Source organism: Mycetohabitans sp. B2 (assembly GCF_021733735.1).
GTDB lineage: Bacteria > Pseudomonadota > Gammaproteobacteria > Burkholderiales > Burkholderiaceae > Mycetohabitans > Mycetohabitans rhizoxinica.
This window is the reverse complement of record NZ_JAHKSP010000047.1, coordinates 139,728-164,282: the sequence shown is the minus strand read 5'-3', so window position 1 is coordinate 164,282 and position 24,555 is coordinate 139,728. Positions and strand designations below refer to the sequence as shown.

Here is a 24,555-nt window from a genome sequence, read left to right as displayed (position 1 = left end):
GAACTGCGGCGCCGAACGAAAGAGGTCATTACATGTCGATTCTGATCAACAAAGATACGAAGGTCATCACGCAGGGTATTACCGGCAAGACCGGCCAGTTTCATACGCGCGCCTGTCGCGAGTACGCGAATGGTCGCGCTGCCTATGTCGCGGGTGTGAATCCAAAGAAAGCCGGTGAGGACTTTGAGGGCATTCCGATTTTTGGCAGCGTCAAGGAAGCCAAGGCACAGACCGGTGCGACCGTGTCGGTGATTTACGTGCCGCCGGCTGGTGCTGCTGCGGCAATCTGGGAAGCAGTCGAAGCCGACCTGGACCTGGCGATCTGCATCACCGAAGGCATTCCGGTCCGGGACATGATCGAGGTGCGTGACCGGATGCGCCGCGAGAACCGCAAGACGTTGCTGCTCGGGCCGAACTGCCCGGGTGTGATCACGCCCGACGAGTTGAAGATCGGCATCATGCCTGGTCATATCCACAAGAAGGGTCGTATCGGTGTCGTCTCCCGCTCGGGTACGCTGACGTATGAGGCGGTCGCCCAGCTGACCGCCCTTGGCTTGGGTCAATCGTCGGCTGTCGGGATCGGCGGCGACCCGATTAACGGTCTGAAGCACATCGACGTGATGAAGATGTTCAACGACGATCCGGATACGGATGCGGTCATCATGATCGGTGAAATCGGCGGCCCGGACGAGGCGAATGCGTCGTACTGGATCAAGGACAACATGAAGAAGCCGGTCGTGGGCTTCATCGCCGGCGTGACGGCGCCCCCTGGCAAGCGGATGGGTCACGCTGGCGCATTGATCTCGGGCGGTGCCGATACCGCCGAAGCGAAGCTTGAGATCATGGAGTCGTGCGGCATCAAGGTAACGAAGAACCCATCTGAGATGGGTCGCTTGTTGAAGTCGGTGCTGTAAGCGGCGCCGACACGCACGCATTACTACCGGCACAGCCGGCCACCGCGACGCGGTGGCCGGCTGTGTCTTTTTGGCGGCCTGCTGTTGCTGTGGGTTGGCATCAAGCTGATGCAGCCGCAGTCGGATGCGCATGGCAGCGTCAAGGCCGCGGACAAGCTGTGGGCGGCCGTGCGCACCATTATCGTCGCCGATTTCGTGATGAGCTTGGACAACGTGATCGCGATAGCCGGCGCGGCCGATGCGGCTGCATTGGAGCATCGGCTGGGGCTGGTGGTCTTTGGCTTGCTGTTGAGTGTGCCGTTGATCGTATGGGGTAGCACGCTGGTGCTCAAGCTGTTGGATCGTTTCCCGGCGATCGTCCCACTCGGTGCCGCGTTGCTCGGCTGGATCGCCGGCGGCCTGGTCATCGGTGATCCCCTTGTGGCGAGGTTGTTTGGCAACGGTATGCAAGCGTATCACTACGTCGCCAGCGTCGTCGGTGCGCTGACCGTGATCGGGACCGGCGGGTGGCTGAAACGCCGTAGCCGGCATGGCACGGCGGTGCGTGCTCGCTGACGCGCGGACACGGGACGCGGCAGCCAACGCGGCCCGGCACTCCATCACGACGCTGCCGGTGTCGTTCATGGGCGTAGCTCCAATGGCAACCGCGCAACGCTGACACTTGTCCACGGCATGACGATGCTCGCAGGTCCGGTGCACCGGTACCGGCCCTTCGATGCCACCATGCCCAGCATACCGATGGCGGCACTGCGATGTCGCCACGCCCAGCGTGCCGATGCGCCGCGACATGCGAACCTGGATGCGGCTCACGCACGGCACTCCGGCGGCGCAAAACGGGCCGGCAGCGTCGGGCTTGGGTCGGGCACTGGCCCGGGAATCGGAAGCGACGAAGTGGTCTTGCCTGCGGCGAAGCATTCCCAGGTCAGTGTGCCTGTGCCGCTGCGGTTGCTGCTAATGGATACTTGGGCATGGGATGCGTCCAGATCGTCGGATGTCGACGGCATCAGCACGAGCGTGTTTTCGCCGGATGGGGCGACTAGGGAGGTATAGTGGATCGTGATGGCCCCCGTTTTGTCGTCGATGTCGATCGATTCCACGTTACGCGTCGCCGGCGGTCGTGCATAGCCGCTGCCAAGCCGTTGCGCGCCCGCCACGGCATTTTCTGCCACGGCCAGCCGCGCTGGCGCGGCCAACGACAGGCCCTCGCCAACCCGGCTGCGAGTCAGATAGTCGCGGTAGGCTGGGAGCGCAAATGACGCGACGACGCCAACGATCGCCAGTACGATCATGAGCTCCACTAGCGTGAATGCCGCGCATGACGGTGTTGGTCCCCGTACCGCGGGGCGGTCAGAATCGTCGGGCTTCTGGCGGGTCGATGCAGTCATCGGTGCGCTCCTTACTAGGGGCCGCTTCGGGAATCGAACGCGGTCCGATAAATTGTGCGCAACAGGATGAGCCAGCTGTAGTCAGCTAAATAGCCAATGCATCGCCACAGCGGTGCGGAATTTTTGTATAGTGCGCCGGTTTCCTCGAGTCCAACCTGCCATGCCCGTATCGTTGTCGCGATTGCTCACGTTTGGCTTTCTTATCCTGGCCTGGATCCTGCCGTACGCGGTCACGTTACATACGTATCCGATCCCGACCTTCTACGCTGAGTACTCGGCGCTCGCGTTGTACTTGCTGGTCGGGGCATCGATTTTCGCGTGGGTGTTTGCGTCCGGTGAGCGCGCGGCGATCGATGCGCCGCGGGTGGCGCTCGTGCCGCTGCTGTTCGGCGCGTTGTTGTTCGCGCAGCCGTTCATCATCGATACCGTTCAGCCATCGATGAACCTGCTCGGCGGCGGGTTCCTGCTCGCCGCGTTGATGGCGACGCAGACGGGGTACTGGATCAGTTGCCTCGGTTCGATGCAACGCGCGTTCAATGTGATAGCGTACGCGCTGCTGGCAGGTGGCGTATTCGCAGTGTTTTGTCAATTCGTCCAACTATTTCATTTGGAAAACCGCGTGGCGCCTTTCGTGGTCAGCTACCACGTGCAGATAGGGCGGCGGCCGTTCGGCAACATGGCGCAGGCGAACCATTTGGCGACGTACATCGCGTTTGCGCTGGCCGCGGCGCTATATCTGGTTCAGCAGCGACGGTTACGCTACCCGGTATGGATCGTGTTGTCGGTGGTCTATACAGCCGGTCAGGCATTGACGGTTTCGCGCGGCCCCTGGTTGCAAACCGGTGTCATCGTGCTAGCGGGGGCATGGATGGCGTTTGAAGCGCGTCGCAGTCGCGTCTCTTCTTATGGTGAACGCCACGACACCTGGCGTTCGCTGCGCGACTGGATGACACCGGTGTTGCTGCTGGTCATTTTCATCGCCGTCAATCTCGCGACGCGCTGGGCCAATGCGTCTTTCAATCTGAATTTGGGTCAGTCCGCCGCCGAACGGTTCCAGGATGCTGGCCAGATTGCGCCGCGATTGGCGCTCTGGAAATACGGGCTCGCGATGTTCGACATGCACCCGTGGTTCGGCGTTGGCTGGGGCGAATTTCCGCGCATTCAATACGAACTCGTCGACAAGCTCGGCAGCGTTGAGATCGCGAACAATTCCCATAACATCGTGATCGACCTGCTGGCTAAGACCGGTGCACTCGGACTGGCGATCGCCGTAGTGGGGCTGCTGCTGTGGTTCGTGCGCGTTCTGCGCGGTGGTGAGCGGATCGAACGGGTATTCGGCGTTGCGCTGATCGGCATCCTGTTGATGCACGCGCTGGTCGAGTATCCGCAGCAGTACATGTTCTTCCTGCTGCCGGCGTGGTTCGTGATTGGACTGCTGGAAACCTCGCCGCTGCGGGCGGCGCCCGCCGCCGCCCGGGGAGGGCAGGGCGCGCTGGTATTGGCCGGTCTCGTCGCGTTGTACCCGATCCAGCGCGACTATGCGCGCTCGGAAGTGCTGTATTACGGCTCGAATCCCTATGAGCAATACCGGGCCGATCCGGCGGTGCTATTTTCCGCATGGGGCGAATATGGTTTCGCGACATTGTTGCCATTGGATAAGACCGACCTCGACAAGAAGCTGGCGATGCACCGTCAGGCGATGGCTCTGTTGCCTGGAGAAACCGTGGTGCGGCGGTATGCGGTGCTGCAGGCGATCGCTGGCGACACCGATGGCGCGCTGCAGACCATGCGTCGGCTGAAGGTGTTTGCAGACATGTTGAAGGATTGGCCGGCGCAGCTTGCCGCAGTGTATCGTGCGTGTGACGATGCAGGCAGTGTGCTTGCGCCATTCAAGCAGGCGCTTGTCGCCCGCTATGGGATCATGCCGGCGGCGCCGCCGGAGGACGGCGAAGACAGTGGGGAATGATCGGTATGGCCGGTCCCGCCTTAGCGCGGGACCCGTTTGATGGGATTCGCCGTCCCAGCTGTGCCTATTCTCCCGCCACCCAACTCCCGGACTTGCCGCCGTGCTTCTCGAGCAGCTTCACGTCGGTGATCGTCATGCCGCGATCCACGGCCTTGCACATGTCGTAGACGGTCAGCAGGCCGATCTGCGCTGCCGTGAGCGCTTCCATTTCGACGCCGGTGCGGCTGATCGTCTCGACGCGGACGGTGCAGTGCACGGCCGCTGGCGTTTCGTCTAGGGTGAAGTCGACGCTCACGCGGGTCAGCGCGAGCGGGTGGCACAGCGGAATCAAGTCGGATGTGCGCTTGGCGCCTTGAATCGCCGCGATACGCGCGACGCCGAGCACGTCGCCCTTGGTGGCGCGGCCTTCGCGGATGAGCGTCAGTGTTTCCGCGCGCATCGTGATTGCGCCACGCGCAATCGCGACACGGCGGGTTGCATCCTTGTCGCCGACGTTGACCATCTGCGCCTGGCCGGATGCATCGAAATGGGTAAGTTCTGACATGATAGTGACGGCACGGTATCGTTGCTGGACAGCGGCGGTATGCGGCTTGCGGCGGCTCGCCGATCCACAGAAGGCTGGTCCGGTTCGCGGCGCCTCGGCGTGCAATAGCGATTCACCGAGGCCCGCAGGCATCCCGGTATCATAACAGTGGCACGCGCGCGCACGAGCACCGCGGCGCCCGGGCCTACGTGGATTCATGGTGGTGCGGTGGCCGAACGGGTGCTGCCATTTCGCAGCCGTGTGCCAGAACGTCCTGACCAAGTCATGCAGATCAAACGTCTTATTGCGTTGTCCGTCATCTTTGCGCTGGTTTGGCCGCGGCTGCCGAGCGCTCAGCCATCTGGCGTGCCCGACACCGTGCGGGCCGGCGTGCGGGTGTCCACCGGCACGCCGGCCAATCCAGTGGTCAGCGCAGCGGACCGTGATGCTGGGCAATATGATTCGCGCTATTGCGATTCGCTAAGCGACGTCTTCGGCGTGTATCGCGGCAATGCGGGCGGCGTCGAGCGCCCAGGTACGTCGAGGTTCACAGGTACGTCCTATGGGCCGCACGTGCACTCGCTGCCCAGCCTTGGCGATGGCTCAGGCGGTTCGTTGTCGCCGCAGGCTGAGCGCAAGCTTGGCGAGCGGGTGATGCGCAAGGTGCGGCATGACCCCGACTACCTGGGCGACTGGCTGGTGCGGGACTATTTGAACTCAGTCGCTTCACGGCTCGCGGCCGCGGCCCGCGAGCGCTACATCGGTGGCTACGTGCCGGATTTCGACCTGTTCTCGGTGCGTGACACGCAGATCAATGCGTTCTCGATGCCGGGTGGCTTCATCGGGATGAACACGGGCTTGATCGTCGCGACACGTACCGAATCGGAGCTGGCGTCAGTAGTCGGCCACGAGATGGGCCACGTGCTGCAACGGCATATCGCGCGGATGATCATGATCAGCGAGCGCAACAGCTATGCGGCGATCGCCGGCATGTTGTTTGGTGTGCTTGCTGGCGTGCTGGCCCACAGCGCGGATCTGGGCTCGGCGGTGGCGATCGGCGGACAGGCGTTCGCCGTTGACAATCAGTTGCGGTTTTCGCGCACCGCCGAGCGCGAGGCGGATCGCGTCGGCTTCATGATGCTGGAAGGCGCGGGCTTCGACCCGTATGGAATGCCATCGTTCTTCGAGCGCATGGAGCGTGGCACGGTCGCAGATGTCGGCGTGCCGCCCTACGCGCGAACGCACCCGCTGACCGGGGAGCGGATCGCCGACATGGCGGACCGGGCTCGCCATGCAGCGTATCGCCAGCCGCGGCAGTCGCCGGAGTACGTATTTGTGCAGGCGCGCGCGCGGGTGCTGCAAAACAAGTCGGCAAGCGAGCTTGCGGATATCGAGCAGCGCCTGCGGGCGCAGATCGATGGCCAGAGCGCGCCGAGTGTGGCGGCGAACTGGTATGGCATCGCGCTGGCGCAAATGCTGCAGGCCCACTATGCGTCCGCGCAGGCTTCGTTGCGCCGTGCGCGAGCGGCATTCGACGCAGTGCAATCGGCGCAGCCGGATGGCATGTCGTCCACGGTCAGCCTGGACGTACTGGACTCGGAAATCGCCCGCCGCGCTGGACGGCTGGACGATGCGCTGCGCGACGCCGAACGGGCGCGGCGCCGCAGTCCGGCTTCGCACGCGGCGATCGACGCGTATTTGCAGGCGATGATCGCCGCGCGCCGGTACGCCGACGCTCAGGCGTTGGCACGGGCGCAGGCGGCCGCGGAGCCGCAGTACAGCGAATGGTGGCGCTATTTGGCGCAAGCCAGCGCCGCGCTGGGTGACACGGTCCAGCAGCGCCGCGCGCAAGCAGAGACGCTGGCGCTCGACGGCGCGTGGCCATCGGCGATCCGCCAACTCAGGCAGGCGCGCGATACGCGGGGTGCGTCATACTACGACATGTCGACGATCACCGCGCGGCTGCGGCAATTCGAGGAGTGCTATCGGGAAGAGCGGGACGACGACAAGCTTCGCGGGTAGCGAGTCGGCAGGCGGGCGTCCTGCCGCACGCTCACGCTATGGGGTCGGCAGGGCGCGTTGTTGCGACCGCGGCGGCGGGGCTGGGCTCGAAATGAAAACGCGCCGGTACATCGACGCGGTCGATGGGCTGGATTCGCAACGGCACATGTGGGCGCCAGACGAACGTATGCGGCTGCCCGTCCTCATCGAAATCGATGTGCTCGGAGAAGAGCGCCAGGTCATGATCGTGTAGCACTGCGACCCGGGCCGGTGCGCCATCATCGATGAACAATACGCCGCCGGCATCGTCGAGGTAACACGCGCAAGGCACGAACGGTGCCCCGGTATGGTCGCGCAGCGTCAGCACGTCGCCGTGCAACGCTTTAGACAAATCCTCGTTCTTGGACATCCTAACGACATAAGGCGTGTACGCCAGTTCGACGTAGACTCGCTGTGGCCCATTCTGGAAGTACCACTGACCATCTTTGTCGCTCTGGTAGTTGCGATTGATGAAGCCGAGCAGCGCCGAGTGCCGGATCGGCGTGCCTGGTTCGCCGTTCGCCTGCGCCGCTTCATCGCGCATGCGCCAGTTGCCGCGCCTGTCCAGCAGCAGCCAGCCGGTGCAGTGCGGGACATCGGGCCATTTAGCTAGTGCTTTCTTGACGATTTCATCCATCGCGAGTCACCGAGCGTAGGGGTGGAAATAGTCGAGCACGCGCCGTGCCAGCCACTCGATGCGTCCTGGGAATGGCCCCGTCATGAAACCGACATGGCCGCCGTATTCCGGTTGCTCCAGTTCGACGGCCGCCGACACGTCGCGTGCTGCTGGTAGCGCATGCGCGGGCAGAAATGGGTCGTTGCGTGCGTTGAGCAGCAGCGTTGGCACCGTGATCTCGCGCAGCAGCGGCTTAGACGCTGCACGCTTCCAGTAGTCGTCCACGTCGCGAAAGCCGTGCAGCGGCGCGGTGACGATGTCGTCGAACGCCCGGAAGTTGCGCGCCTGCAGCGTGGCGGTGATGTCGAATAGGCCGGGATATTGTTGCGCCTTGATGATAGCCTTGCGCTTGAGCGTGCGCAGGAAATTACGTGTGTACAGTAGGTTGAAGCCACTGGACAGCGCGACACCGCCTACGCTCGGGTCCAGCGGCGCGCTGATGGCAGCCGCGGCATCGACCCGTCTGCCAGCGTCCTCACGCCGTTCGCCGAGCCAGCGCAGCAGCACGTTGCCGCCCAGCGACACGCCGGTAACGAGTAGCGGGCCCGCGTGCACGTCGCGCAAGCGGCGCAGAATCCAGTCCATTTCGGCGCTGTCGCCCAGATGGTAGAAACGCGGCGCCAGATTGATCGGGCCGCTGCAGCTGCGAAAATGCGGGACCACGCCGCGCCAGCCTTGCAGTGCGACGGCCGCCATCAACGTGCGCGCGTAATGGCTGTCGGAACTGCCCTCTAAGCCATGGAACAGCACGACGAGCGGCGCATTTTGCGCCTGCCCGGCGGTATCGAGCCAATCCAACTCGATGAAATCGCCATCTGGCGTGGTCCATCGCTCGCGCCGGTAGGCGACTCGTGGCGCGCGCGCGAGCAGCGCCGGCACGATCGTCTGGATATGGGCATTCGGTAGCCAGCGGGGCGGCCGGTAGATCAAATCGAGGTGGGCCGCTCTCGACGAGCGCTCAGTGTAGCGAACCCTGTCCATGGCGCATCTTCGCGGCGAACTGGCCGGCAGCCTTGTCTGGCATCGGGCTCGCGTGGATATGGGCGATTCGCCATTCACCGCGCTCGTGCACGAGCACATAGGTCGAGAACACCATCGTCGCGGGCTCGGTCTGGTCGGCCGGACGGTGTGCCTCGGCGATTGCGTAGACCACGGTGCTCAGGCTGTCGTGGACGCGGATGTCGACCGGCTCGATCGTCACGCGGGCCGCCTCAAACTGCTTCGCCAGCCCGTCGCGGATTTCGCCAAGGCCATGCATATGCGCGCCGTCCGCGCAGATGCAGCTGGCGAATTCCTCGTCGATCCACAGGCTCATCGCATGATCCAGGTTCGCGTCGGCAATAGCTTGATAGTACGCGTTGAGCGCGTCGGCGGCGGCGTCGAAAAGGCGGGCGAAACGTGGCATGGCGCGTCGATGGGTTCGGTCCTGGCGGGGCGCTCGTTTTGCGCGGCAAGTGCGGCGCGCCCCGGCACAGTTCAGCGGTTGGCGATCAGCATCCCGCGCAGGTCGCCGAATACCTGTTCGGCGGACAACTCGCGCAGGCAATTCAGATGACCGAGCGGGCACTCGCGCGCGAAGCACGGGCTGCACTCGAGATGCAGCCATTGTACCTTCGCCAGCTCGGACAGGGGCGGGGTATGTCGCGGGTCGGTCGATCCATAGAGCGCGACGAGCGGTCGGCGCAATGCGGAGGCCACATGCATCAAGCCGGAATCGTTGGTCACCACCGCGCTCGCACGCGTGATCAGGGCACAGGCTTCGCCGAGCGACGTCTGGCCGCACAGGTTGCGCACGTTTGGTGCGCGGTCCGCGATGGCCTGAGCGACCGCGCTGTCCTTGGGCGAGCCCAGTGCGACGATCTGCGTGTACGGAAATGACTGGCCGATCATCCGGGCCAGTGCCGCGAAGTGCTCCGGCGGCCAGCGCTTGGCCGGCCCGTATTCGGCACCGGGGCAGAACGCGATCAGTGGCACCCGCGTGTCGAGATTGAACCGGTGCGACACGCGCACCGGCTCGTTCAAGTCGATCTCCAGTCGCGGCGGCGGCAAGTCGGCCGGCAGCTTGGCGCCCGGTGCGTAGGCGAGCGCCGCGTAATGCGCCACCATCGGCGCTCGCTCACCTCGCGGCGGATTCGGATGCCGCACGTTCAGCAGCATATAGCGGCTCTCGCCGGTATAGCCGATGCGCAGCGGGATGCCGGCAAGCCACGGAACCAGTGCTGATTTCAGCGAGTTTGGTAACACGTAGGCTGCGTCATAGCCGGCGTCACGCAGGTCGCTGGCCAATTGCCAGCGCTGCCATAGCTGCAGCTTGCCATGCCCGAGGTCAGTCGAATGGATCTCGCGGATCTCTGGCATCCGCGCGAGCACCGGCGCCACCCACGCGGGCGCGACGGCATCGAGGACGATCCGCGGGTGCAGTCGCTTGATCAGCGCGAACAATGGCTGAGCCATCAACGCGTCGCCAATCCAATTGGGCGCGATTATGAGCGCACGGCGCATCGAGTCAGAAATTCCAGTCAAAAAGCGCTTCGGCCGGCGCTTGCCTGGGGCGCCGGAAGCGGGTCAATTGCGGGGGAGGCAACACGGAGACACTGCGCGCGAAGGCCGTCGCACCGTGGTGCGACAGCTTTCACGACCAGCCTGCGCCGGTGCGTGGCGCTGGGCTCAATGGCCCTTGAGCACCTCGCCGTCGCGCAGTTTATAGCGCGTGCCGCAGTAAGGGCAGCGCGCCTCGCCGTGCGTGACGTCGATGAAAACACGCGGATGCGCGCTCCAGCGGGGCATCGCCGGGTTCGGGCAATAGGCGGGGATGTCCTTCGCGCTGAGTTCGATCAGCGGCATTTCCTTCAATTCGCTCATAGGGTCGATCTTGGGTTCGAAAGAGGCAGGCTCAGACCTGGGTCAGCCAGTGCGCGTACTGTTTGTTTTTTCCCGACACGATATCGAAGAACGCGCACTGGAGCTTTTCGGTGACCGGTCCGCGGTGACCGGCGCCGATCGTGCGGTTGTCCAGTTCGCGGATCGGTGTGACTTCGGCCGCGGTTCCGGTAAAGAACGCCTCGTCCGCCGTGTACACCTCGTCCCGTGTGATGCGCTTCTCGATGACTTCGATGCCGAAGTCTTTCGCCAGCGTGATGATCGTGTCGCGCGTGATGCCGTCCAGGCACGACGACAAGTCCGGCGTATACAGCTTGCCGTGGTTGACGAGGAAGAAGTTCTCGCCGGAGCCCTCGGACACGTAGCCGTCCACATCCAGCAGCAGCGCCTCGTCGTAGCCGTCGGCGGCTGCCTCCTGGTTGGCGAGGATCGAGTTCACGTACCAGCCCGACGCCTTGGCGCGCACCATCGACACGTTGACGTGGTGGCGCGTGAACGACGAGGTCTTCACGCGAATGCCGTTGGACAGCCCTTCGTCGCCGAGGTAGGCCCCCCATGGCCATGCCGCGATCGCGACATGGATCGTGTTGCCTTTCGCCGACACGCCGAGCTTCTCGGAGCCGACCCAGATGATCGGGCGCAGGTAGCACGATTGGAGCTGGTTTTCCCGCACGACGTCGCGCTGCGCGGCGATGATCGTTTCCTGGTCGAACGGCACGTCCATCTGGAAGATCTTTGCCGAGTTGAACAGGCGCCTCGTATGCTCCTTCAACCGGAAGATCGCGGGGCCTGCGCTAGTCTGATACGCACGCACCCCTTCGAATACGCCCATTCCATAGTGCAGCGTGTGCGTCAGCACATGGATCTTCGCGTCGCGCCAGTCGATCAGCTTGCCGTCCATCCAAATCTTGCCATCGCGGTCGGCCATTGACATAGGGATTGTCCTCGCAGTGTCTGTCGTTGGCCGTCCGCACGGAACGCGCAACGGCTCAGCCAAAGGACGTTATTTTAGCGCCAATTTGAGTCCCGACGCGCATACGGCGTACCGCTTGCCGTGACCTGCCACTGTTTCTCGTGGCGTGCCGTGCCGTGGCCCGCCGGCGTCCAACAAAGCGGTTAGCGGATCGTCAATGGGTGGTGGATGCGTGGCCGGGCCAGTCTTATAATCCGTGTGCTTACCTAGAGGGAGTCGCCGCTGCAATCGCCGATCGCCAGCCCGCTCCACTCAATTCATCGTTGCTGCCATGTTCCAGCGTTTGTCCGATGTCGACCGCCGCGCCTTTGTCGAGGGCGTGCGCACCTGTGCGCCGACCTTTGCCGCAATGTTCTCCTGGGGGCTGGTGACCGGCATCGCGATGAGCAAGTCGGTGCTGACCGTGCCGCAGTCGCTCGGGATGTCGCTGCTCGTGTATGCCGGCTCCTCGCAACTGGCCGTGTTGCCGCTGCTCGCGGCGAAGCTGCCGATGTGGACTGTGCTGCTGACCGCGGCGATGATCAATACGCGGTTTATCGTGTTCAGTGCCGGCCTGGCGCCCCATTTTTCGTACCTGTCAATGCCGCGCCGTCTGTGGCTAGGCTATTTCAACGGCGACGTGATCTACCTGCTGTTCCAGGCGCGCGGCTTCAAGTCCGGGTATGAGCCTGGTAAGGAGGCGTTTTTTTGGGGCATGGCGGCGTCAAGCTGGATCATGTGGCAGGCGTCCTCGATCATCGGCATTCTGCTCGCTAGCCTTTTTCCAGACGACTGGGGCTTGAGCCTGGCGGGTACGCTCGCGTTGATCCCGATCATGGTGTCGGCGATTGTCGGCCGCTCGACGCTGGTGGCCGTCGTCATCGCGGCGATCGTCGCACTCGTTAGCATTGACATGCCATACCGCCTGTCGCTGCCGCTGGCGATCCTGGCCGCGCTGCTCGCGGGACTCGCCAGTGACACCTATGCGCGCAACAGGTCGGCGAGCGCATTGCGGCGCGCTGGACAGGGCGGCAGGGTGTCGCAATGAACTCGACCGAGATTTGGCTCACGATTGTCGGCATGATGATCGTCACCGGCGTGACCCGCGCCGCTTTCCTGCTGGGCGGCGAGCGCACCGTGTTGCCAGAGCGCGTGCTGCGCGCATTGCGTTATGCACCTGCAGCGGCGCTGATTGCGGTGGTCGTGCCGGATGTCGCCATGACGCCGCGAGGGCTAGCGTTCGCGCTCGACAACCATGCATTGTATGGCACGGTTGCCGGCACGCTGTGGTTTCTGTGGCGCCGGAGCATGGTCCAGACGATTGTCGTCGGGATGTTGGTGTTCACGGCGCTGCGGTTAGGGTGGTCTTGATCGGTCCCCGTTCCCACTCGGGCCGGGCGGGTGGTACTCCGTTGATGGCACCGCCGGCGATTAATGAGCGCCTATCTGAACGCCTATCCCGCGCTGAACATCTATCCTGTGCGCGCTCCGGGTCAGTCCAGGGCTGAACCGGCATGCCACGATTCCGTGCCGGTGATCCAGTACTTTTTGGCAGCCCTGCCGCAACTTCTGATACTTCGATCGCTCCATCCGATGCGCTAGAATGACATGTTCCCGGCGAGCTGCACGGGCCGGGCCGTCCGCTTGCCCGGTGGTTCACCGGATGCGCATCACGCGACGGCGGCGTGCGCGTCACCTCGTCCGCGCCGCGGCTTTACCCTTTCCTCAACTTTGTCAAGCCAACCTCATGACTCAAGTTCTGCGTTTGACCGACCTCATCGCGGACGGAAAGCTCCGCGGCCAGCGCGTGTTCATCCGTGCCGACCTGAATGTGCCACAAGACGATGCCGGCAACATCACCGAGGACACCCGCATCCGCGCGTCGGTCCCGGCGATCCGCCAGGCGCTTGATGCCGGCGCGGCGGTGATGGTGACCTCGCACCTGGGCCGCCCCACCGAAGGGCAGTTTAAGCCGCAAGACTCTCTCGCACCCGTGGCTAAGCGCCTGGGCCAGTTGCTCGGCCGCGACGTGCCGCTGGTGGCCAACTGGGTCGAGCATGGTGTAAACGTGGCGCCCGGCGATGTCGTGTTGCTCGAGAATTGCCGCGTCAACCCGGGCGAGAAGAAGAATTCGGACGAGCTTGCGCAAAAGATGGCCGCGCTGTGCGACGTCTACGTCAATGACGCGTTCGGCACCGCGCACCGCGCGGAGGCGACCACGCACGGGATCGCGAAGTACGCGAAGATCGCGTGCGCCGGTCCGCTGCTCGCGGCGGAACTCGATGCGTTGGGCAAAGCGCTCGGCCACCCGAAACGTCCGCTCGTGGCGATCGTGGCGGGCTCGAAGGTGTCGACGAAGCTGACAATCTTGGAGTCGCTTGCCCAGAAGGTCGACCAACTGATCGTGGGCGGCGGCATCGCAAACACGTTCATGCTAGCCGCCGGGTTGCCGATCGGCAAATCGCTGGCCGAAGCGGATCTGGTCGGCCAGAGCAAGGCGATCATCGACGCGACGAACGCGCGCGGAGCGTCGGTGCCGATTCCGACCGACGTGGTGACCGCGAAAGAGTTTGCGCCGGGCGCCCAGGCGCAGACCAAGGCGGCAAGCGAGGTGGCTGACGACGACATGATCCTGGACATCGGTGCGCAGACCGCGGCCGCGCTGGCCGCGCAACTGGAAAAGGCCGGCACGATCGTGTGGAACGGGCCTGTCGGGGTGTTCGAGTTCGATCAGTTCGGCAACGGCACGAAGACGCTCGCGCAGGCCATCGCGCAGTCGGAGGCGTTCTCCATCGCAGGCGGCGGCGATACGCTCGCGGCGATTGCGAAGTACGGTATTCATGACAAGGTCAGTTATATCTCGACCGGCGGGGGGGCCTTCCTCGAGTTCCTCGAGGGCAAGACGCTGCCCGCGGTCCAGGTGCTGCAAAGCCGTGCGCAAGCCGGCAACGCCGACACATAAACGGGTTGCGGCGCGCGACCTTGTGCCACTTACCGCCGACGCCGCAACATGGCGGCGCGGCTGTCCTGGCCCGGCCAGCCGCGCGTTGCGGCGTGGCGTCGGTGTCGCATCCGCTCCGGGCCATCGCCTCTGCGGCAGCGCTTTATGCAGCGCTTTAACTCAGTCAAGGAGACTCATGCATCGCGCTACCAAGATTGTCGCCACCATCGGACCCGCGTCCAGTTCGCCAGACATCCTGTCGCGGATGATCGCGGCGGGGCTGGATGTTGTGCGGCTGAATTTCTCGCACGGCACCGCCGACGATCATCGCCAGCGTGCTGAGTTCGTGCGGGAGGCTGCGCGGCAGGCGGGCCGTGAAGTGGCGATCATGGCGGACCTGCAAGGTCCGAAGATCCGCGTCGGCAAGTTCGAGAACGGCCGCGTGACGCTCGTGCCGGGCGCGCCGTTCGTGCTGGACGCCGCGTGCGAACTGGGCAACGACGAGCGCGTCGGCCTGGACTACAAGGACCTGCCACGCGATCTGAAGGCCGGTGATATCTTGCTGCTCAACGATGGCCTGATCGTGTTGAGCGTGCAGCGGGTGATCGGCGGGGAGATCCACACGAGCGTGAAGGTCGGCGGCGAATTGTCGAACAATAAAGGGATTAACCGGCAGGGCGGCGGTCTGTCCGCCCCCGCACTGACGGCGAAGGACATGGAGGATATCCGTACGGCTATGGCGCTCGGCGCGGATCTGGTTGCCGTGTCGTTCCCGAAAAATGCGACGGACATGGAGATGGCGCGGCAGCTCGCGAACATCGCCGGCGCGCCGTACGGTCACAAGCCGAAGATGATCGCTAAAATCGAGCGTGCCGAGGCGATCCCGGCATTGCAGGAGATCCTCGATGCATCGGACGGCATCATGGTGGCGCGCGGCGATTTGGCGGTGGAGGTCGGTAATGCGGCGGTGCCGGCGCTGCAAAAGCGCATGATCCGGATGGCGCGGGAGGCGAACAAGACCGTGATCACCGCCACGCAGATGATGGAGTCGATGATCCAGAACCCGGTGCCGACGCGGGCGGAAGTCTCGGACGTGGCCAACGCGGTGCTGGACGGCACCGATGCGGTGATGTTGTCCGCGGAGACCGCGGCCGGCCGGCATCCGGTCGAGACCATCGAGACGATGGCGGCTATCTGCGTGGAGGCGGAAAAGTCCGAGCACGTCGAGTTGGACAAGGATTTCCTGGATCGCACGTTCACCCGCATCGACCAGTCGATCGCGATGGGAGCGCTGTTCACTGCGTTCCACCTCGGCGCCAAGGCGATTATTGCGCTGACCGAGTCGGGCGCGACCGCGTTATGGATGAGTCGGCATTGGCTGCATGTGCCGATTTATGCGTTGACGCCGCGCGTGGCCAGCGAGCGGATGATGGCGCTGTACCGCAATGTGGTGCCGCTGCATCTGGAATCGAGCCTGGACCGCGATACGGCGCTACAGCAGGCGCTCGAGGTGCTGGTAAAGAACGGCTACGCGGTGCGCGGCGACATGGTTGTGTTGACCGTGGGCGAGCCGATGGGACAGGCGGGTGGGACCAATACGCTGAAGATCGTCAAGGTGGGCGACATCGTCTGAGGTTTTCGCCGCTGGGCGCGTCCCAGTCAACGTACAATAATGGCCGATGACCGACGCGACAGCGCCCGATCGAGGCAGCGCGCGGCGCACGGCACAATATGGATGCGCGCGGCCCACGGTAGCGCGGCCAATGCCGGGAAGAATTCTCATTGAAGGAGTGAAACATGCCTCTCGTATCGATGCGTCAACTGTTGGATCACGCGGCTGAAAACGGCTACGGATTGCCGGCGTTCAACGTCAACAATCTCGAGCAGGTGCAGGCGATCATGGCGGCCGCGCACGAGGCGAATGCGCCGGTGATCATGCAGGCGTCGGCGGGTGCGCGCAAATATGCGGGTGAAGCGTTCCTGCGTCATCTGATCGAGGCGGCGGTCGAGTCTTATCCGCATCTGCCGATCGTGATGCACCAGGACCACGGGCAATCGCCGGCGGTTTGCATGGCGGCGATTCGCAGTGGCTTTACCAGCGTGATGATGGACGGCTCGCTGCAGGCCGACGGCAAGACGGTCGCTAGTTACGAGTACAACGTCGAGGTGTCGCGACAAGTGGTCGAGTTCTCGCATGCGATCGGCGTAACGGTCGAGGCCGAGCTCGGCGTGCTCGGTTCGCTCGAGACGATGAAGGGCGACAAGGAGGACGGTCACGGTGCGGAAGGGACGATGACGCGCGAGCAACTGCTCACCGACGTCGAGCAGGCGGCCGACTTCGTACGCGCGACGCAGTGCGATGCGCTGGCCATCGCGATCGGTACGTCCCATGGCGCTTACAAGTTCACGAAGAAGCCGACCGGCGACATTCTGGCCATCGACCGGATCAAGGAAATCCATGCGCGGATTCCGAACACGCACTTGGTGATGCACGGCTCGTCGTCGGTGCCGCAGGAGCTGCTGGCGGAAATCCGCGAGTTCGGTGGCGACATGAAGGAAACGTATGGTGTGCCGGTCGAGGAAATCCAGGAAGGCATCAAGCACGGTGTGCGCAAGATCAATATTGATACGGACCTGCGACTGGCGATCACCGGTGCGATCCGCCGCTATTTCGTCGAGAACCCGAGCAAGTTCGACCCGCGCGACTACCTGAAGCCGGCGCGCGAAGCAGCCAAAAAGGTGTGCCTGGCGCGCTATCGGCAGTTCGGCTGCGAAGGGCAGGCCAGCAAGATCAAGCCATTGCCGCTGGACAAGATCGCTGAGCAATACAAGTCGGGCGCGCTCAAGCAAGTGGTGCGCTGATTCGCCGCCAACCGGGCCGGTGCGTGTTGCCGGTTGCGCGACGCGGCGCCATGCCGCGCCCGGTTTACAATACACGCCGTTCCCGCATTGCCGCGGAACGGCTTTTCCACTTTCTGGGACCCGACGATGCCCTCTGTGCTCTATGAATCCACGCTGAAGTCGCTGCCGCTGCTGGGCCGCGGCAAGGTTCGCGACAATTATGCGGTCGGCGACGACAAATTGCTGATTGTGACGACCGATCGCCTGTCGGCGTTCGACGTGATCCTGGGCGAGCCGATTCCGGACAAGGGGCGTGTGCTGAACCAAATGGCCAATTTCTGGTTCGACAAGCTTGCGCACATGGTGCCGAACCACTTGACCGGCGTGGCGCCGGAAAGTGTCGTCGCGCCCGATGAGGTGCCGCAGGTCGCCGGCCGCGCGGTCGTGGTGCGGCGCCTGCAGCCGATCCTGGTGGAGGCGGTGGTGCGTGGCTACCTCGCTGGCAGTGGCTGGAAGGACTATCAGGCTAGCGGTTCGGTGTGCGGCGTCGTGCTGCCGTCGGGCCTGCAAAATGCGCAACGGCTGCCGGAGCCGATCTTCACGCCGGCGGCGAAAGCGGACATCGGCCATCACGACGAGAACATTACGTTTGCCGAGGTTGAGCAGCGTATTGGCACCGAGCTGGCCGCGCGCATTCGCGACATCAGCATCTCGCTGTACAAGACGGCTGCGCACTACGCGGCCACGCGCGGGATCATCATCGCGGACACCAAGTTCGAGTTCGGGCTCGATGACGACGGCAAGCTGTATCTGATGGACGAAGTGCTGACCGCCGACTCGTCGCGGTTCTGGCCTGCGGATCAATACCGGGTCGGCACCCATCCGCCGTCGTTCGACAAGCAGTTCGTGCGCGACTGGCTGGAGGCGCAGCCGTGGAACAAGGCGCCGCCGGCGCCGAAGCTGCCGCGCGAGGTGATCGACAAGACCGCGGCGAAGTATCGTGAAGCCCTCGAGCGGCTCACGGGCCAGCCGCTGCATCAATAACGGAGGCGCGGCGATGAACGAAGTCAAGCAGCAAGCACAGCAACCCGTGCAGCCCGGCAGCGCGCACAGTCACTCGGACCCGCTGGTTGGCGTGGTCATGGGGTCCTCATCGGACTGGGACACGATGCAGCACGCCGTGGCGATCCTGCGCGAGTTCGGCGTGTCCTACGAGGCACGCGTCGTATCCGCGCACCGGATGCCCGATGAAATGTTCGATTACGCGCAGGCCGCGCGCGCGCGCGGCCTGCGCGCGATCATTGCGGGCGCGGGCGGCGCCGCGCACCTGCCCGGCATGCTCGCGGCCAAGACAACGGTGCCGGTGCTCGGCGTGCCGGTGGCCAGCAAGTACTTGCGGGGCGTGGATTCGTTGCACTCGATCGTGCAGATGCCCAAGGGCGTGCCGGTCGCGACGTTCGCGATCGGCGAGGCCGGTGCGGCTAATGCCGCGTTGTTCGCCGTGGCGTTGCTCGCGAGCGCGGGCAGTGCCGGCGCGCCGGTCGACGCGGACGGCTTCGCGTCCAGGCTCGCAGCGTTCCGTGTGCGTCAGAACGATGCCGCGCGGGCGATGGTGTTGCCGGTGGATTGACGCGCCGCGTGGGCCGAGGCGCCAGCGTGGCGGCCTTCGGCATTGAATTGTGTGTCCAGGGGCTCTGCCGCTGACCTAATGATGCTGACAAGATGACAGATGCTCGTTTACCCGTAGGCACGGGTTCATTCTCGACGGCGCGTGCCAGCTCGCCCACATTCGGCGCGCCGGCCTATCCACGCGCGCCCATCATGCCGGGCGCGTGGCTGGGCATGGTCGGCGGTGGCCAGCTCGGCCGGATGTTCTGTTTTGCCGCGCAGGCGATGGGCTACCGTGTCGCCGTGCTGGATCCGGAGATCACCTGTCCGGCGGCCGGCGTTGCGGATCGCCATCTTTGCGCCGCGTATGACGATCGCGAGGCGCTCGCTGAAATGGCGCGGCTGTGCGCGGCGGTGTCGACCGAGTTTGAGAATGTGCCAGCCGCTAGCCTGGACTGGCTGGCGCGCACTACCTGCGTGAGCCCGTCCGCGCAGTGCGTCGCCATCGCGCAGGACCGTATCGCCGAAAAGCGCTGGATCGAGCAGTCCGGCGTACCGGTCGCGCCCCACGTGGTGATCGAATCCCCGGCCGCGCTGCAGGCCCTGTCCGATGAGGCCCTGGCGGCGGTGCTGCCGGGGATCCTGAAGACCGCGCGTCTCGGCTACGATGGCAAGGGGCAAATGAGCGTGTGCAATCCAGACGAGGTACGCGTCGCGCATGCGTCGCTGGGCGGCGTCGCGTGCGTACTCGAGCAGCGGCTGCCGCTCGCGTACGAGATTTCGGTCATCGTCGCGCGTGGCGCGGAGCGCACGACGGCGGTGTTTCCGGTCGCACAAAATATCCATTGTCACGGCATTCTGTCGCAGACGATCTCGCCGGCGCCGGTTGCGGATGCGGCGCTTATCGAGCGGGCGCAGGCTGCGGCGCTGTCGATCGCGGCACAACTGGACTATGTCGGCGTGCTGTGCGTGGAGTTCTTCGTGCTGAAGGACGGCTCGCTGGTGGCCAACGAAATGGCGCCCCGGCCGCACAATTCCGGCCACTATACGATTGACGCGTGCGTGTCGAACCAGTTTGAGCAGCAGGTGCGCGCGATGACTGGCATGCCGCTGGGCTGCCCGCGTCAGCATTCGCCCGCGGTCATGCTGAATTTGCTTGGCGATGTGTGGTTTGCAGACAAGACGCCGCGCGTGCCGCCATGGCACGAGGTTGCCGCGATGCCGGGTGCGCACCTGCACCTGTACGCGAAGGAAGAAGCCCGCGTCGGGCGCAAGATGGGCCATCTGACACTGACTGCGCCGACGCTGGACGAAGCCCGGGCGGCCGCGCGCGATTGCGCGCGCCTTTTGCATATTCCACTCGAATGAGCGGCACCCGGCAACGCAACGACGGGCGTGGCGCGCCAACGCCGATGTCTGCCAACAGCGACGCGCCGATGCTCGGGTGGCCGGCGCCGGCCGCAATCGATGCTGCCGCGCGCCGCCTGGACGCCGGCGAACTGGTTGCGTTCCCGACCGAGACGGTGTACGGGTTGGGCGCGGATGCCCGCAATCCACAGGCCGTGGCGCGCATTTACGCAGCCAAGGGCCGGCCCGCGACCCATCCCGTCATTGTCCATCTGGCGCCAGGTGACGATCCCGGTGGCTGGGTCCGGATGCTGGGTTCGGAGGCGCGCCGCTTAATCGATGCGTTTTGGCCTGGGCCATTGACGTTGATCCTGAAACGGGCCGACGCAATCCCGGACGCGGTGAGCGGCGGGCAGGACTCGATCGGGCTGCGATGTCCGTCGCATTCGGTGGCGCAGGCGTTGCTGCGTGCGTTCTCCGACTTGCAGCACGGCCACGGCGGTGTGGCCGCGCCGTCCGCGAATAAGTTCGGCCATGTGAGCCCGACGACCGCGCAGCATGTGCGCGATGAGTTTGGCGACAGCGTGCACGTATTGGATGGTGGCGCATGCGATGTCGGCATCGAGTCGACGATCATCGACCTGTCGCGTGGCTTTCCGGCGCTGCTGCGCCCTGGGCGAATCACTCCGCAGCAGATCGCCGACGTGCTCGGCGCGGCGCCGCGGCTGCCCGACGGTAGCGATGCCACGGTGCCGCGCGCCTCCGGCACGCTGAAGGCGCACTATGCACCGCGCACGCCGCTCGCGTTGCTGCCGCTCGAGGCAATCCTGTGCGAGGTCGCCGCCCATGCGCCGCATGAACGACTGGCGGTCATTGCGCGCGCCGACCTGCCACAGGCCAAGGCGTTGTGTGCACGGCCCAACTTACAGTTCGTCGCCGCACCCGAGGATCCGCACGTGTATGCGCGTGAACTCTACCGGATGTTGCGCGAGTTGGACGGCGCGAACGTGCTGCGTATCTTCATCGAGCCATTGCCAGCTACCGCCGAGTGGGCAGCGGTCAACGACCGGCTGCGGCGCGCGGCGGCGGCGTTCGAAGCCGGCGTCTGACGCGATCGGACCAGGGTGGCCCGGTCGGGCGCCCCATCGCTGTCCACGCGTGGCTTGCGCGCGTTACCGGGCAATTACTTGCCGATGCCGTGCGCCGCGATCTGCTGTTGCACGAATTGCGCGAACAACTGGTGCGTGCGGGTCGTTGGGTGGATCTGGTCGGCGAACATATAAGTCTGGTCCGCGTTCTGCTCGGTGTAGCTGTCCGGCGCGCACAGTAGCGACGTGCCATACGAGGCCGGATTGGGTACGCCGGCCTGTTGTGCCGACGTGACCATTTTGGTCAAATTGCATGCGGTACCGGTGGCGCCGACCTTGAACCCATTGGCCTGGTAGTGGGCCGCCAGGTTGGTGATCCACGAGAACACGTCCAGTTGGATGACCTTCTGGTCGATGCCGCCTTGCGTGAGCGCTGCCTTCAGCGCGGTGTTGAAGCCGGCCGACAGTTGCGTGAGCCCGGTGCCGCCATCGGCGCTGGACACACCAAGCGGCGTCATGCCGATGTTGGGCAGATTCGCGACGACCACCTTGGTTGCGCCGGCCTGCAGGATCTGGCCGACTACGTGGGCGAGCGCGATGGCCGCCGTCGTGATGTTCTGTCTCGCCACGGCTTGCGTGATTTGGCCGGCCGCCAACGCTTGCGCGTTGCCCAGTACATCGTTGGCCCCGGCCTCTATGAGCACCAATTGGTTGCTGTTGAAGCTGCCGTGCGTCTGCAGGTAGGCGCTAACCTGCCAGGTGACGGGCTCGGCCGTCATGCCAACGCCGGTGGTCGAGCCACTGGTATTGACCGTGGCCGCGCCTTGCGCGTAATCTAAGCCGCCCGCCGCGCTCAGCGGCACGCCGAAGCCTCCCTTAAACGCCGGCGTGAGCGTATCGCCGTAGTATTGCGCGACGTTCTGCGTCCACACCTGCCCGGGATTTGTCGTGAAGCGGCCGCCGCCCAACGCGAGCGGGCCGGCGGTGCTCGTGCTGGTAACCGCATAGGTGCCAGCATCGGATAGGCTGTCGCCGAACGTGACCACTTGCAGCCGGATGTTTCCCGCTGGAATCTGCGTCGATGAGTCGCCGCTGGTGCCACCGCCGCATGCGGCGAGCAGCGCGAATGTGGAACATGCGACTGTTGTGCGCACGAAGCGCTGCCACGTGTTCTGCTGATTCTTCATTGTGTCTCCTCGTACGGGTGGGCCGGGCCATCAGGCCAGATAGGTCGTGAGCGGCCGCACGCCACACGTCGCGCGCTTGCCGAGCTGACATCGCGGTGGACTGAATCGATACGGATAACGAAACGTTGCCCGGGCGCCGGCAGCAGCCAAATGGCGTCGAACCGCATCCGCGTCCTCCGATATGCGTCTCGAGCGGCAGGGTGCCGCTCATGCATTGTCATTGTTGTGCCAGGCGTGGGTGCACCGGCGTTCCGTCTCGCTGAAGCCGTCTGAGCGGGCCACTGCAAGAACGGGTTAAGGGTACACCGACTTTGATCGAAGTTTATGTCTATCGGCTAGAAGCTTTACTCAATAAGACACGCCGCACTTCGTGTGCCGTCAGGGTTTTTCCGGATGCTTGAAACGCGGTGTCGGCCGACGAGCGTTATCGGGCGCGGTGGTATACCCATTCGAGCAGGGCATCGTGTGCCTGCCGCGCGGCGGCGGCGCGTGGATCGTTGATCAAGCTCACAACCACGTAGCTTTCGCCGTTCGCCGCGGCGACATAGCCGGCAATCGCGCGCACGCCGCGCAATGTGCCCGTTTTGATCCGTGCATTGCCGCCCACCGGTGCCCCGGTGAGCCGGTGACGCATCGTGCCGTCCACGCCGGCAATGGGCAACGACGCGACGAAAGCCTGCGCGACAGGGCTGGCGTTGGCCGCCACCAGCAGTTGAGCCATCGACGCCGCGCTGACGTGCTCGTTGCGCGACAGGCCAGAGCCATTGTCCAGTTTCAACTCGGGCATGGCCAGCCCGCTCTTGGCCAGAAAGTCGCGGATGACCTGTGCGCTGCGCGCGGGCGTGGACGGCACCGGCGGGGCGAGCGTGACGGGCAGGTGCGACGCAATCGGGCGCGCTCCGACTGCGCCGATCGACAGGAATAGATTGCGCGCCATCGTGTTGTTCGACAACTTGTTGATGTCGTTCACGATCGTCGATAGCACTATCCCGCGATGGGTGGCCACTGGGTGGGCGTTGGGCGGCGTTGCACCTTCGCGCACCGTGCCGGTGAAGGTGCCTCCGGTCTGCTTCCACAGTGCTAGGAAACCACCGGCAAAAAAGCTCGAGTGATCCAGTGCGGCCATGTTGACGGTACGCTCGCCACAGCGCCTCGGATAGCCGCCGCTGAACACTGCCTGCACGATGCCTTGCGGCGTCGGCTTGATGGTCGGGGTCACGCTTTGCAACACGCCGGTGCACGCGCCGCGCGTCTCGCGCAACTGGTTGACGATCTTCAGTTGCGCGAGCGCAGGCTTTACGTCGATGGCTACGTCGCCGCTTGGCGACGGATTCAGCGTAAAGGACAACGACTTGAACGCATACAGCAGCGGATCCGGGCCGACGTTGTACGGTGAGGTGGTGTTCTCGTCGAACGCAGGCAGGTCGCGTGTGGATGCGTCAAACCATCGCTTGTCCAGGACCAGGTTGCCGTTTAGCGCGATGATGCCTTGCTTGCGGATCTTGTTCACCAGGTCGAGCAATTCCTCCGGCACGAGCTTCGGATCGCCTGTGCCCTGGATATACAGGTTGCCGTGCAGTACGCCGGAGGCGTCGATGCTGCCGTCCCGGTACGCGCTCGTGCGCCACCGATAATCCGGGCCGAGGATCGACAGGCCGGCGTAGGTGGTCACCAGTTTCATCGTCGATGCGGGCAGCATAGCCTTGCTCGCATTCCACGCGAGCAACGGCCGCGTGTCGCCCACGCGCTGCACGACGACGCTGACCGACGAGAGCGGCACCCGCGCACGCGCAAGACCAGCCATTACCGGCGCGGGCAGCGGGCCGGACGCTACGTTGGCCGCGCGGCCCGCAGTCTTGCCTTTGTAGCGTTTCGTGCGAGTCTTGGCGCACGAAGCGTTGGCTGCCGCGTTGCGATTTACCTTGCGACTTACCTTGCTCTTGGCCCGCCATTCCTTGGCCTGGGGCTTCGCGTCGGCAAAGGCCGGCGTGGGCACGCTTGGCAGTGCAACCCATGCCGCACACGCGAGCATCACGGCCAGCCACCGGCGGCGCGACCGCTGTGCCGCACCGTCCGTTTGCCGCGGGAGGGGCGTGACGCACGCAGCGCCCTGGCGGACATCGACGTTATGGCGGTGCAATCGGACAGCGAACAGGAATGGGCAGCCGAAGCCGGGGCGGGTGAAGCGACCAAAGAAAGCGAGCGGA

At 64.7% G+C, this 24,555-nt stretch carries 24 protein-coding genes; 14 read left to right on the top strand and 10 right to left on the bottom strand.

The window, feature by feature from the left end; translation table 11 throughout:
• Positions 1-32: 32 nt before the first annotated feature.
• Both sucD and KPG66_RS10670 read left to right on the top strand, forming a co-directional pair.
• On the top strand, positions 33-914 hold the full coding sequence (sucD, locus tag KPG66_RS10675; RefSeq protein WP_041754466.1) for a succinate--CoA ligase subunit alpha: 882 nt from the start codon (positions 33-35) through the stop codon (positions 912-914).
• 60 nt (positions 915-974) lie between these two features.
• Positions 975-1,469, top strand: a complete 495-nt coding sequence (locus KPG66_RS10670) for a YjbE family putative metal transport protein (RefSeq protein ID WP_083813466.1) — start codon at positions 975-977, stop codon at positions 1,467-1,469.
• Positions 1,470-1,720: 251 nt separating this feature from the next.
• On the opposite strand, the gene KPG66_RS10665 is transcribed toward KPG66_RS10670, so the two are convergent.
• The gene (locus tag KPG66_RS10665; protein ID WP_013436179.1) at positions 1,721-2,299 is read right to left on the bottom strand and encodes a pilin; all 579 of its coding nucleotides are present in this window, start codon (positions 2,297-2,299) and stop codon (positions 1,721-1,723) included.
• Positions 2,300-2,459: 160 nt separating this feature from the next.
• Between KPG66_RS10665 and KPG66_RS10660 the strand changes: the two genes are divergently transcribed.
• Entirely contained in the window at positions 2,460-4,265 is a 1,806-nt protein-coding gene (locus tag KPG66_RS10660; protein ID WP_041753815.1) for a PglL family O-oligosaccharyltransferase, read from the top strand.
• 64 nt (positions 4,266-4,329) lie between these two features.
• Here KPG66_RS10660 and moaC read toward each other — a convergent pair whose 3' ends face one another.
• The gene (gene moaC, locus KPG66_RS10655; RefSeq protein ID WP_041754463.1) at positions 4,330-4,809 is read right to left on the bottom strand and encodes a cyclic pyranopterin monophosphate synthase MoaC; all 480 of its coding nucleotides are present in this window, start codon (positions 4,807-4,809) and stop codon (positions 4,330-4,332) included.
• Positions 4,810-5,073: 264 nt separating this feature from the next.
• Here moaC and KPG66_RS10650 point away from each other — a divergent pair, with 264 nt between their 5' ends.
• Positions 5,074-6,810: a M48 family metalloprotease gene (locus KPG66_RS10650; protein ID WP_237070859.1), complete on the top strand. Its 1,737-nt coding sequence runs from the start codon at positions 5,074-5,076 to the stop codon at positions 6,808-6,810.
• 31 nt (positions 6,811-6,841) lie between these two features.
• On the opposite strand, the gene KPG66_RS10645 is transcribed toward KPG66_RS10650, so the two are convergent.
• The 6 genes from KPG66_RS10645 to KPG66_RS10620 form a co-directional block, all read right to left on the bottom strand.
• Positions 6,842-7,465, bottom strand: a complete 624-nt coding sequence (locus tag KPG66_RS10645) for a DUF2946 family protein (RefSeq protein ID WP_013436175.1) — start codon at positions 7,463-7,465, stop codon at positions 6,842-6,844.
• 6 nt (positions 7,466-7,471) lie between these two features.
• Positions 7,472-8,485, bottom strand: a complete 1,014-nt coding sequence (locus KPG66_RS10640) for a hydrolase (RefSeq protein ID WP_237070858.1) — start codon at positions 8,483-8,485, stop codon at positions 7,472-7,474.
• On the bottom strand, positions 8,463-8,909 hold the full coding sequence (locus KPG66_RS10635) for a nuclear transport factor 2 family protein (RefSeq protein ID WP_013436173.1): 447 nt from the start codon (positions 8,907-8,909) through the stop codon (positions 8,463-8,465). Before KPG66_RS10635 ends, KPG66_RS10640 begins: the two co-directional genes overlap by 23 nt.
• A gap of 71 nt (positions 8,910-8,980) precedes the next feature.
• Positions 8,981-10,006 (bottom strand): lipopolysaccharide heptosyltransferase II, encoded by a 1,026-nt coding sequence (gene waaF / locus KPG66_RS10630; protein ID WP_237070884.1) that lies wholly within the window; start codon positions 10,004-10,006, stop codon positions 8,981-8,983.
• A gap of 165 nt (positions 10,007-10,171) precedes the next feature.
• Positions 10,172-10,366, bottom strand: a complete 195-nt coding sequence (locus KPG66_RS10625; protein WP_013436171.1) for a zinc-finger domain-containing protein — start codon at positions 10,364-10,366, stop codon at positions 10,172-10,174.
• A 31-nt stretch (positions 10,367-10,397) separates the two neighbouring features.
• The gene (locus KPG66_RS10620) at positions 10,398-11,318 is read right to left on the bottom strand and encodes a branched-chain amino acid transaminase (RefSeq protein WP_237070857.1); all 921 of its coding nucleotides are present in this window, start codon (positions 11,316-11,318) and stop codon (positions 10,398-10,400) included.
• A 310-nt stretch (positions 11,319-11,628) separates the two neighbouring features.
• Between KPG66_RS10620 and KPG66_RS10615 the strand changes: the two genes are divergently transcribed.
• The 10 genes from KPG66_RS10615 to KPG66_RS10570 all read left to right on the top strand — a co-directional run bounded on the left by KPG66_RS10615 (position 11,629) and on the right by KPG66_RS10570 (position 21,182).
• A complete protein-coding gene (locus tag KPG66_RS10615; RefSeq protein ID WP_083813465.1) occupies positions 11,629-12,384 on the top strand; it encodes an AzlC family ABC transporter permease in 756 nt (251 codons plus the stop codon).
• Positions 12,381-12,707 (top strand): AzlD domain-containing protein, encoded by a 327-nt coding sequence (locus KPG66_RS10610; protein ID WP_013436167.1) that lies wholly within the window; start codon positions 12,381-12,383, stop codon positions 12,705-12,707. Before KPG66_RS10615 ends, KPG66_RS10610 begins: the two co-directional genes overlap by 4 nt.
• 63 nt (positions 12,708-12,770) lie before the next feature.
• Positions 12,771-12,938, top strand: a complete 168-nt coding sequence (locus KPG66_RS10605; RefSeq protein WP_157864432.1) for a hypothetical protein — start codon at positions 12,771-12,773, stop codon at positions 12,936-12,938.
• A 145-nt stretch (positions 12,939-13,083) separates the two neighbouring features.
• Positions 13,084-14,298, top strand: coding sequence for a phosphoglycerate kinase (locus KPG66_RS10600; protein ID WP_041753811.1), 1,215 nt, complete (start codon positions 13,084-13,086; stop codon positions 14,296-14,298).
• A gap of 175 nt (positions 14,299-14,473) precedes the next feature.
• Complete coding sequence (gene pyk / locus KPG66_RS10595; RefSeq protein ID WP_041753810.1) at positions 14,474-15,910, top strand: pyruvate kinase; 1,437 nt, start codon at positions 14,474-14,476, stop codon at positions 15,908-15,910.
• 164 nt (positions 15,911-16,074) lie between these two features.
• Positions 16,075-17,139: a class II fructose-bisphosphate aldolase gene (gene fba, locus KPG66_RS10590; protein WP_237070856.1), complete on the top strand. Its 1,065-nt coding sequence runs from the start codon at positions 16,075-16,077 to the stop codon at positions 17,137-17,139.
• 126 nt (positions 17,140-17,265) lie between these two features.
• A complete protein-coding gene (locus KPG66_RS10585) occupies positions 17,266-18,162 on the top strand; it encodes a phosphoribosylaminoimidazolesuccinocarboxamide synthase (RefSeq protein WP_237070855.1) in 897 nt (298 codons plus the stop codon).
• A gap of 13 nt (positions 18,163-18,175) precedes the next feature.
• Positions 18,176-18,748 carry a 5-(carboxyamino)imidazole ribonucleotide mutase gene (purE, locus tag KPG66_RS10580; protein WP_237070854.1) on the top strand — a complete coding sequence of 191 codons (573 nt, stop codon included), beginning with the start codon at positions 18,176-18,178 and terminating at the stop codon, positions 18,746-18,748.
• A 191-nt stretch (positions 18,749-18,939) separates the two neighbouring features.
• The gene (locus tag KPG66_RS10575) at positions 18,940-20,094 is read left to right on the top strand and encodes a 5-(carboxyamino)imidazole ribonucleotide synthase (protein WP_237070883.1); all 1,155 of its coding nucleotides are present in this window, start codon (positions 18,940-18,942) and stop codon (positions 20,092-20,094) included.
• A gap of 44 nt (positions 20,095-20,138) precedes the next feature.
• On the top strand, positions 20,139-21,182 hold the full coding sequence (locus KPG66_RS10570) for an L-threonylcarbamoyladenylate synthase (protein WP_237070882.1): 1,044 nt from the start codon (positions 20,139-20,141) through the stop codon (positions 21,180-21,182).
• A gap of 74 nt (positions 21,183-21,256) precedes the next feature.
• On the opposite strand, the gene KPG66_RS10565 is transcribed toward KPG66_RS10570, so the two are convergent.
• Both KPG66_RS10565 and dacB read right to left on the bottom strand, forming a co-directional pair.
• The gene (locus tag KPG66_RS10565; protein ID WP_237070853.1) at positions 21,257-22,348 is read right to left on the bottom strand and encodes an SGNH/GDSL hydrolase family protein; all 1,092 of its coding nucleotides are present in this window, start codon (positions 22,346-22,348) and stop codon (positions 21,257-21,259) included.
• A gap of 424 nt (positions 22,349-22,772) precedes the next feature.
• Positions 22,773-24,380 carry a D-alanyl-D-alanine carboxypeptidase/D-alanyl-D-alanine endopeptidase gene (gene dacB / locus KPG66_RS10560; protein ID WP_442929429.1) on the bottom strand — a complete coding sequence of 536 codons (1,608 nt, stop codon included), beginning with the start codon at positions 24,378-24,380 and terminating at the stop codon, positions 22,773-22,775.
• Positions 24,381-24,555 lie beyond the last annotated feature (175 nt).

Excerpts from the sequence above, each read along its gene's own strand:
- waaF (WP_237070884.1), bottom strand. The coding sequence starts at position 10,006 with ATGCGCCGTGCGCTCATAATCGCGCCCAATTGGATTGGCGACGCGTTG.
- KPG66_RS10615 (WP_083813465.1), top strand. The coding sequence starts at position 11,629 with ATGTTCCAGCGTTTGTCCGATGTCGACCGCCGCGCCTTTGTCGAGGGC.
- KPG66_RS10605 (WP_157864432.1), top strand. The coding sequence starts at position 12,771 with ATGAGCGCCTATCTGAACGCCTATCCCGCGCTGAACATCTATCCTGTG.
- KPG66_RS10650 (WP_237070859.1), top strand. The coding sequence starts at position 5,074 with ATGCAGATCAAACGTCTTATTGCGTTGTCCGTCATCTTTGCGCTGGTT.
- moaC (WP_041754463.1), bottom strand. The coding sequence starts at position 4,809 with ATGTCAGAACTTACCCATTTCGATGCATCCGGCCAGGCGCAGATGGTC.
- KPG66_RS10645 (WP_013436175.1), bottom strand. The coding sequence starts at position 7,465 with ATGGATGAAATCGTCAAGAAAGCACTAGCTAAATGGCCCGATGTCCCG.
- KPG66_RS10640 (WP_237070858.1), bottom strand. The coding sequence starts at position 8,485 with ATGGACAGGGTTCGCTACACTGAGCGCTCGTCGAGAGCGGCCCACCTC.
- pyk (WP_041753810.1), top strand. The coding sequence starts at position 14,474 with ATGCATCGCGCTACCAAGATTGTCGCCACCATCGGACCCGCGTCCAGT.
- KPG66_RS10635 (WP_013436173.1), bottom strand. The coding sequence starts at position 8,909 with ATGCCACGTTTCGCCCGCCTTTTCGACGCCGCCGCCGACGCGCTCAAC.
- KPG66_RS10665 (WP_013436179.1), bottom strand. The coding sequence starts at position 2,299 with ATGACTGCATCGACCCGCCAGAAGCCCGACGATTCTGACCGCCCCGCG.
- KPG66_RS10620 (WP_237070857.1), bottom strand. The coding sequence starts at position 11,318 with ATGTCAATGGCCGACCGCGATGGCAAGATTTGGATGGACGGCAAGCTG.
- KPG66_RS10610 (WP_013436167.1), top strand. The coding sequence starts at position 12,381 with ATGAACTCGACCGAGATTTGGCTCACGATTGTCGGCATGATGATCGTC.
- KPG66_RS10660 (WP_041753815.1), top strand. The coding sequence starts at position 2,460 with ATGCCCGTATCGTTGTCGCGATTGCTCACGTTTGGCTTTCTTATCCTG.
- purE (WP_237070854.1), top strand. The coding sequence starts at position 18,176 with ATGAACGAAGTCAAGCAGCAAGCACAGCAACCCGTGCAGCCCGGCAGC.
- KPG66_RS10570 (WP_237070882.1), top strand. The coding sequence starts at position 20,139 with ATGTCTGCCAACAGCGACGCGCCGATGCTCGGGTGGCCGGCGCCGGCC.
- KPG66_RS10600 (WP_041753811.1), top strand. The coding sequence starts at position 13,084 with ATGACTCAAGTTCTGCGTTTGACCGACCTCATCGCGGACGGAAAGCTC.
- KPG66_RS10575 (WP_237070883.1), top strand. The coding sequence starts at position 18,940 with ATGCCGGGCGCGTGGCTGGGCATGGTCGGCGGTGGCCAGCTCGGCCGG.
- dacB (WP_442929429.1), bottom strand. The coding sequence starts at position 24,380 with ATGCTCGCGTGTGCGGCATGGGTTGCACTGCCAAGCGTGCCCACGCCG.
- fba (WP_237070856.1), top strand. The coding sequence starts at position 16,075 with ATGCCTCTCGTATCGATGCGTCAACTGTTGGATCACGCGGCTGAAAAC.
- KPG66_RS10565 (WP_237070853.1), bottom strand. The coding sequence starts at position 22,348 with ATGAAGAATCAGCAGAACACGTGGCAGCGCTTCGTGCGCACAACAGTC.
- KPG66_RS10625 (WP_013436171.1), bottom strand. The coding sequence starts at position 10,366 with ATGAGCGAATTGAAGGAAATGCCGCTGATCGAACTCAGCGCGAAGGAC.
- sucD (WP_041754466.1), top strand. The coding sequence starts at position 33 with ATGTCGATTCTGATCAACAAAGATACGAAGGTCATCACGCAGGGTATT.
- KPG66_RS10585 (WP_237070855.1), top strand. The coding sequence starts at position 17,266 with ATGCCCTCTGTGCTCTATGAATCCACGCTGAAGTCGCTGCCGCTGCTG.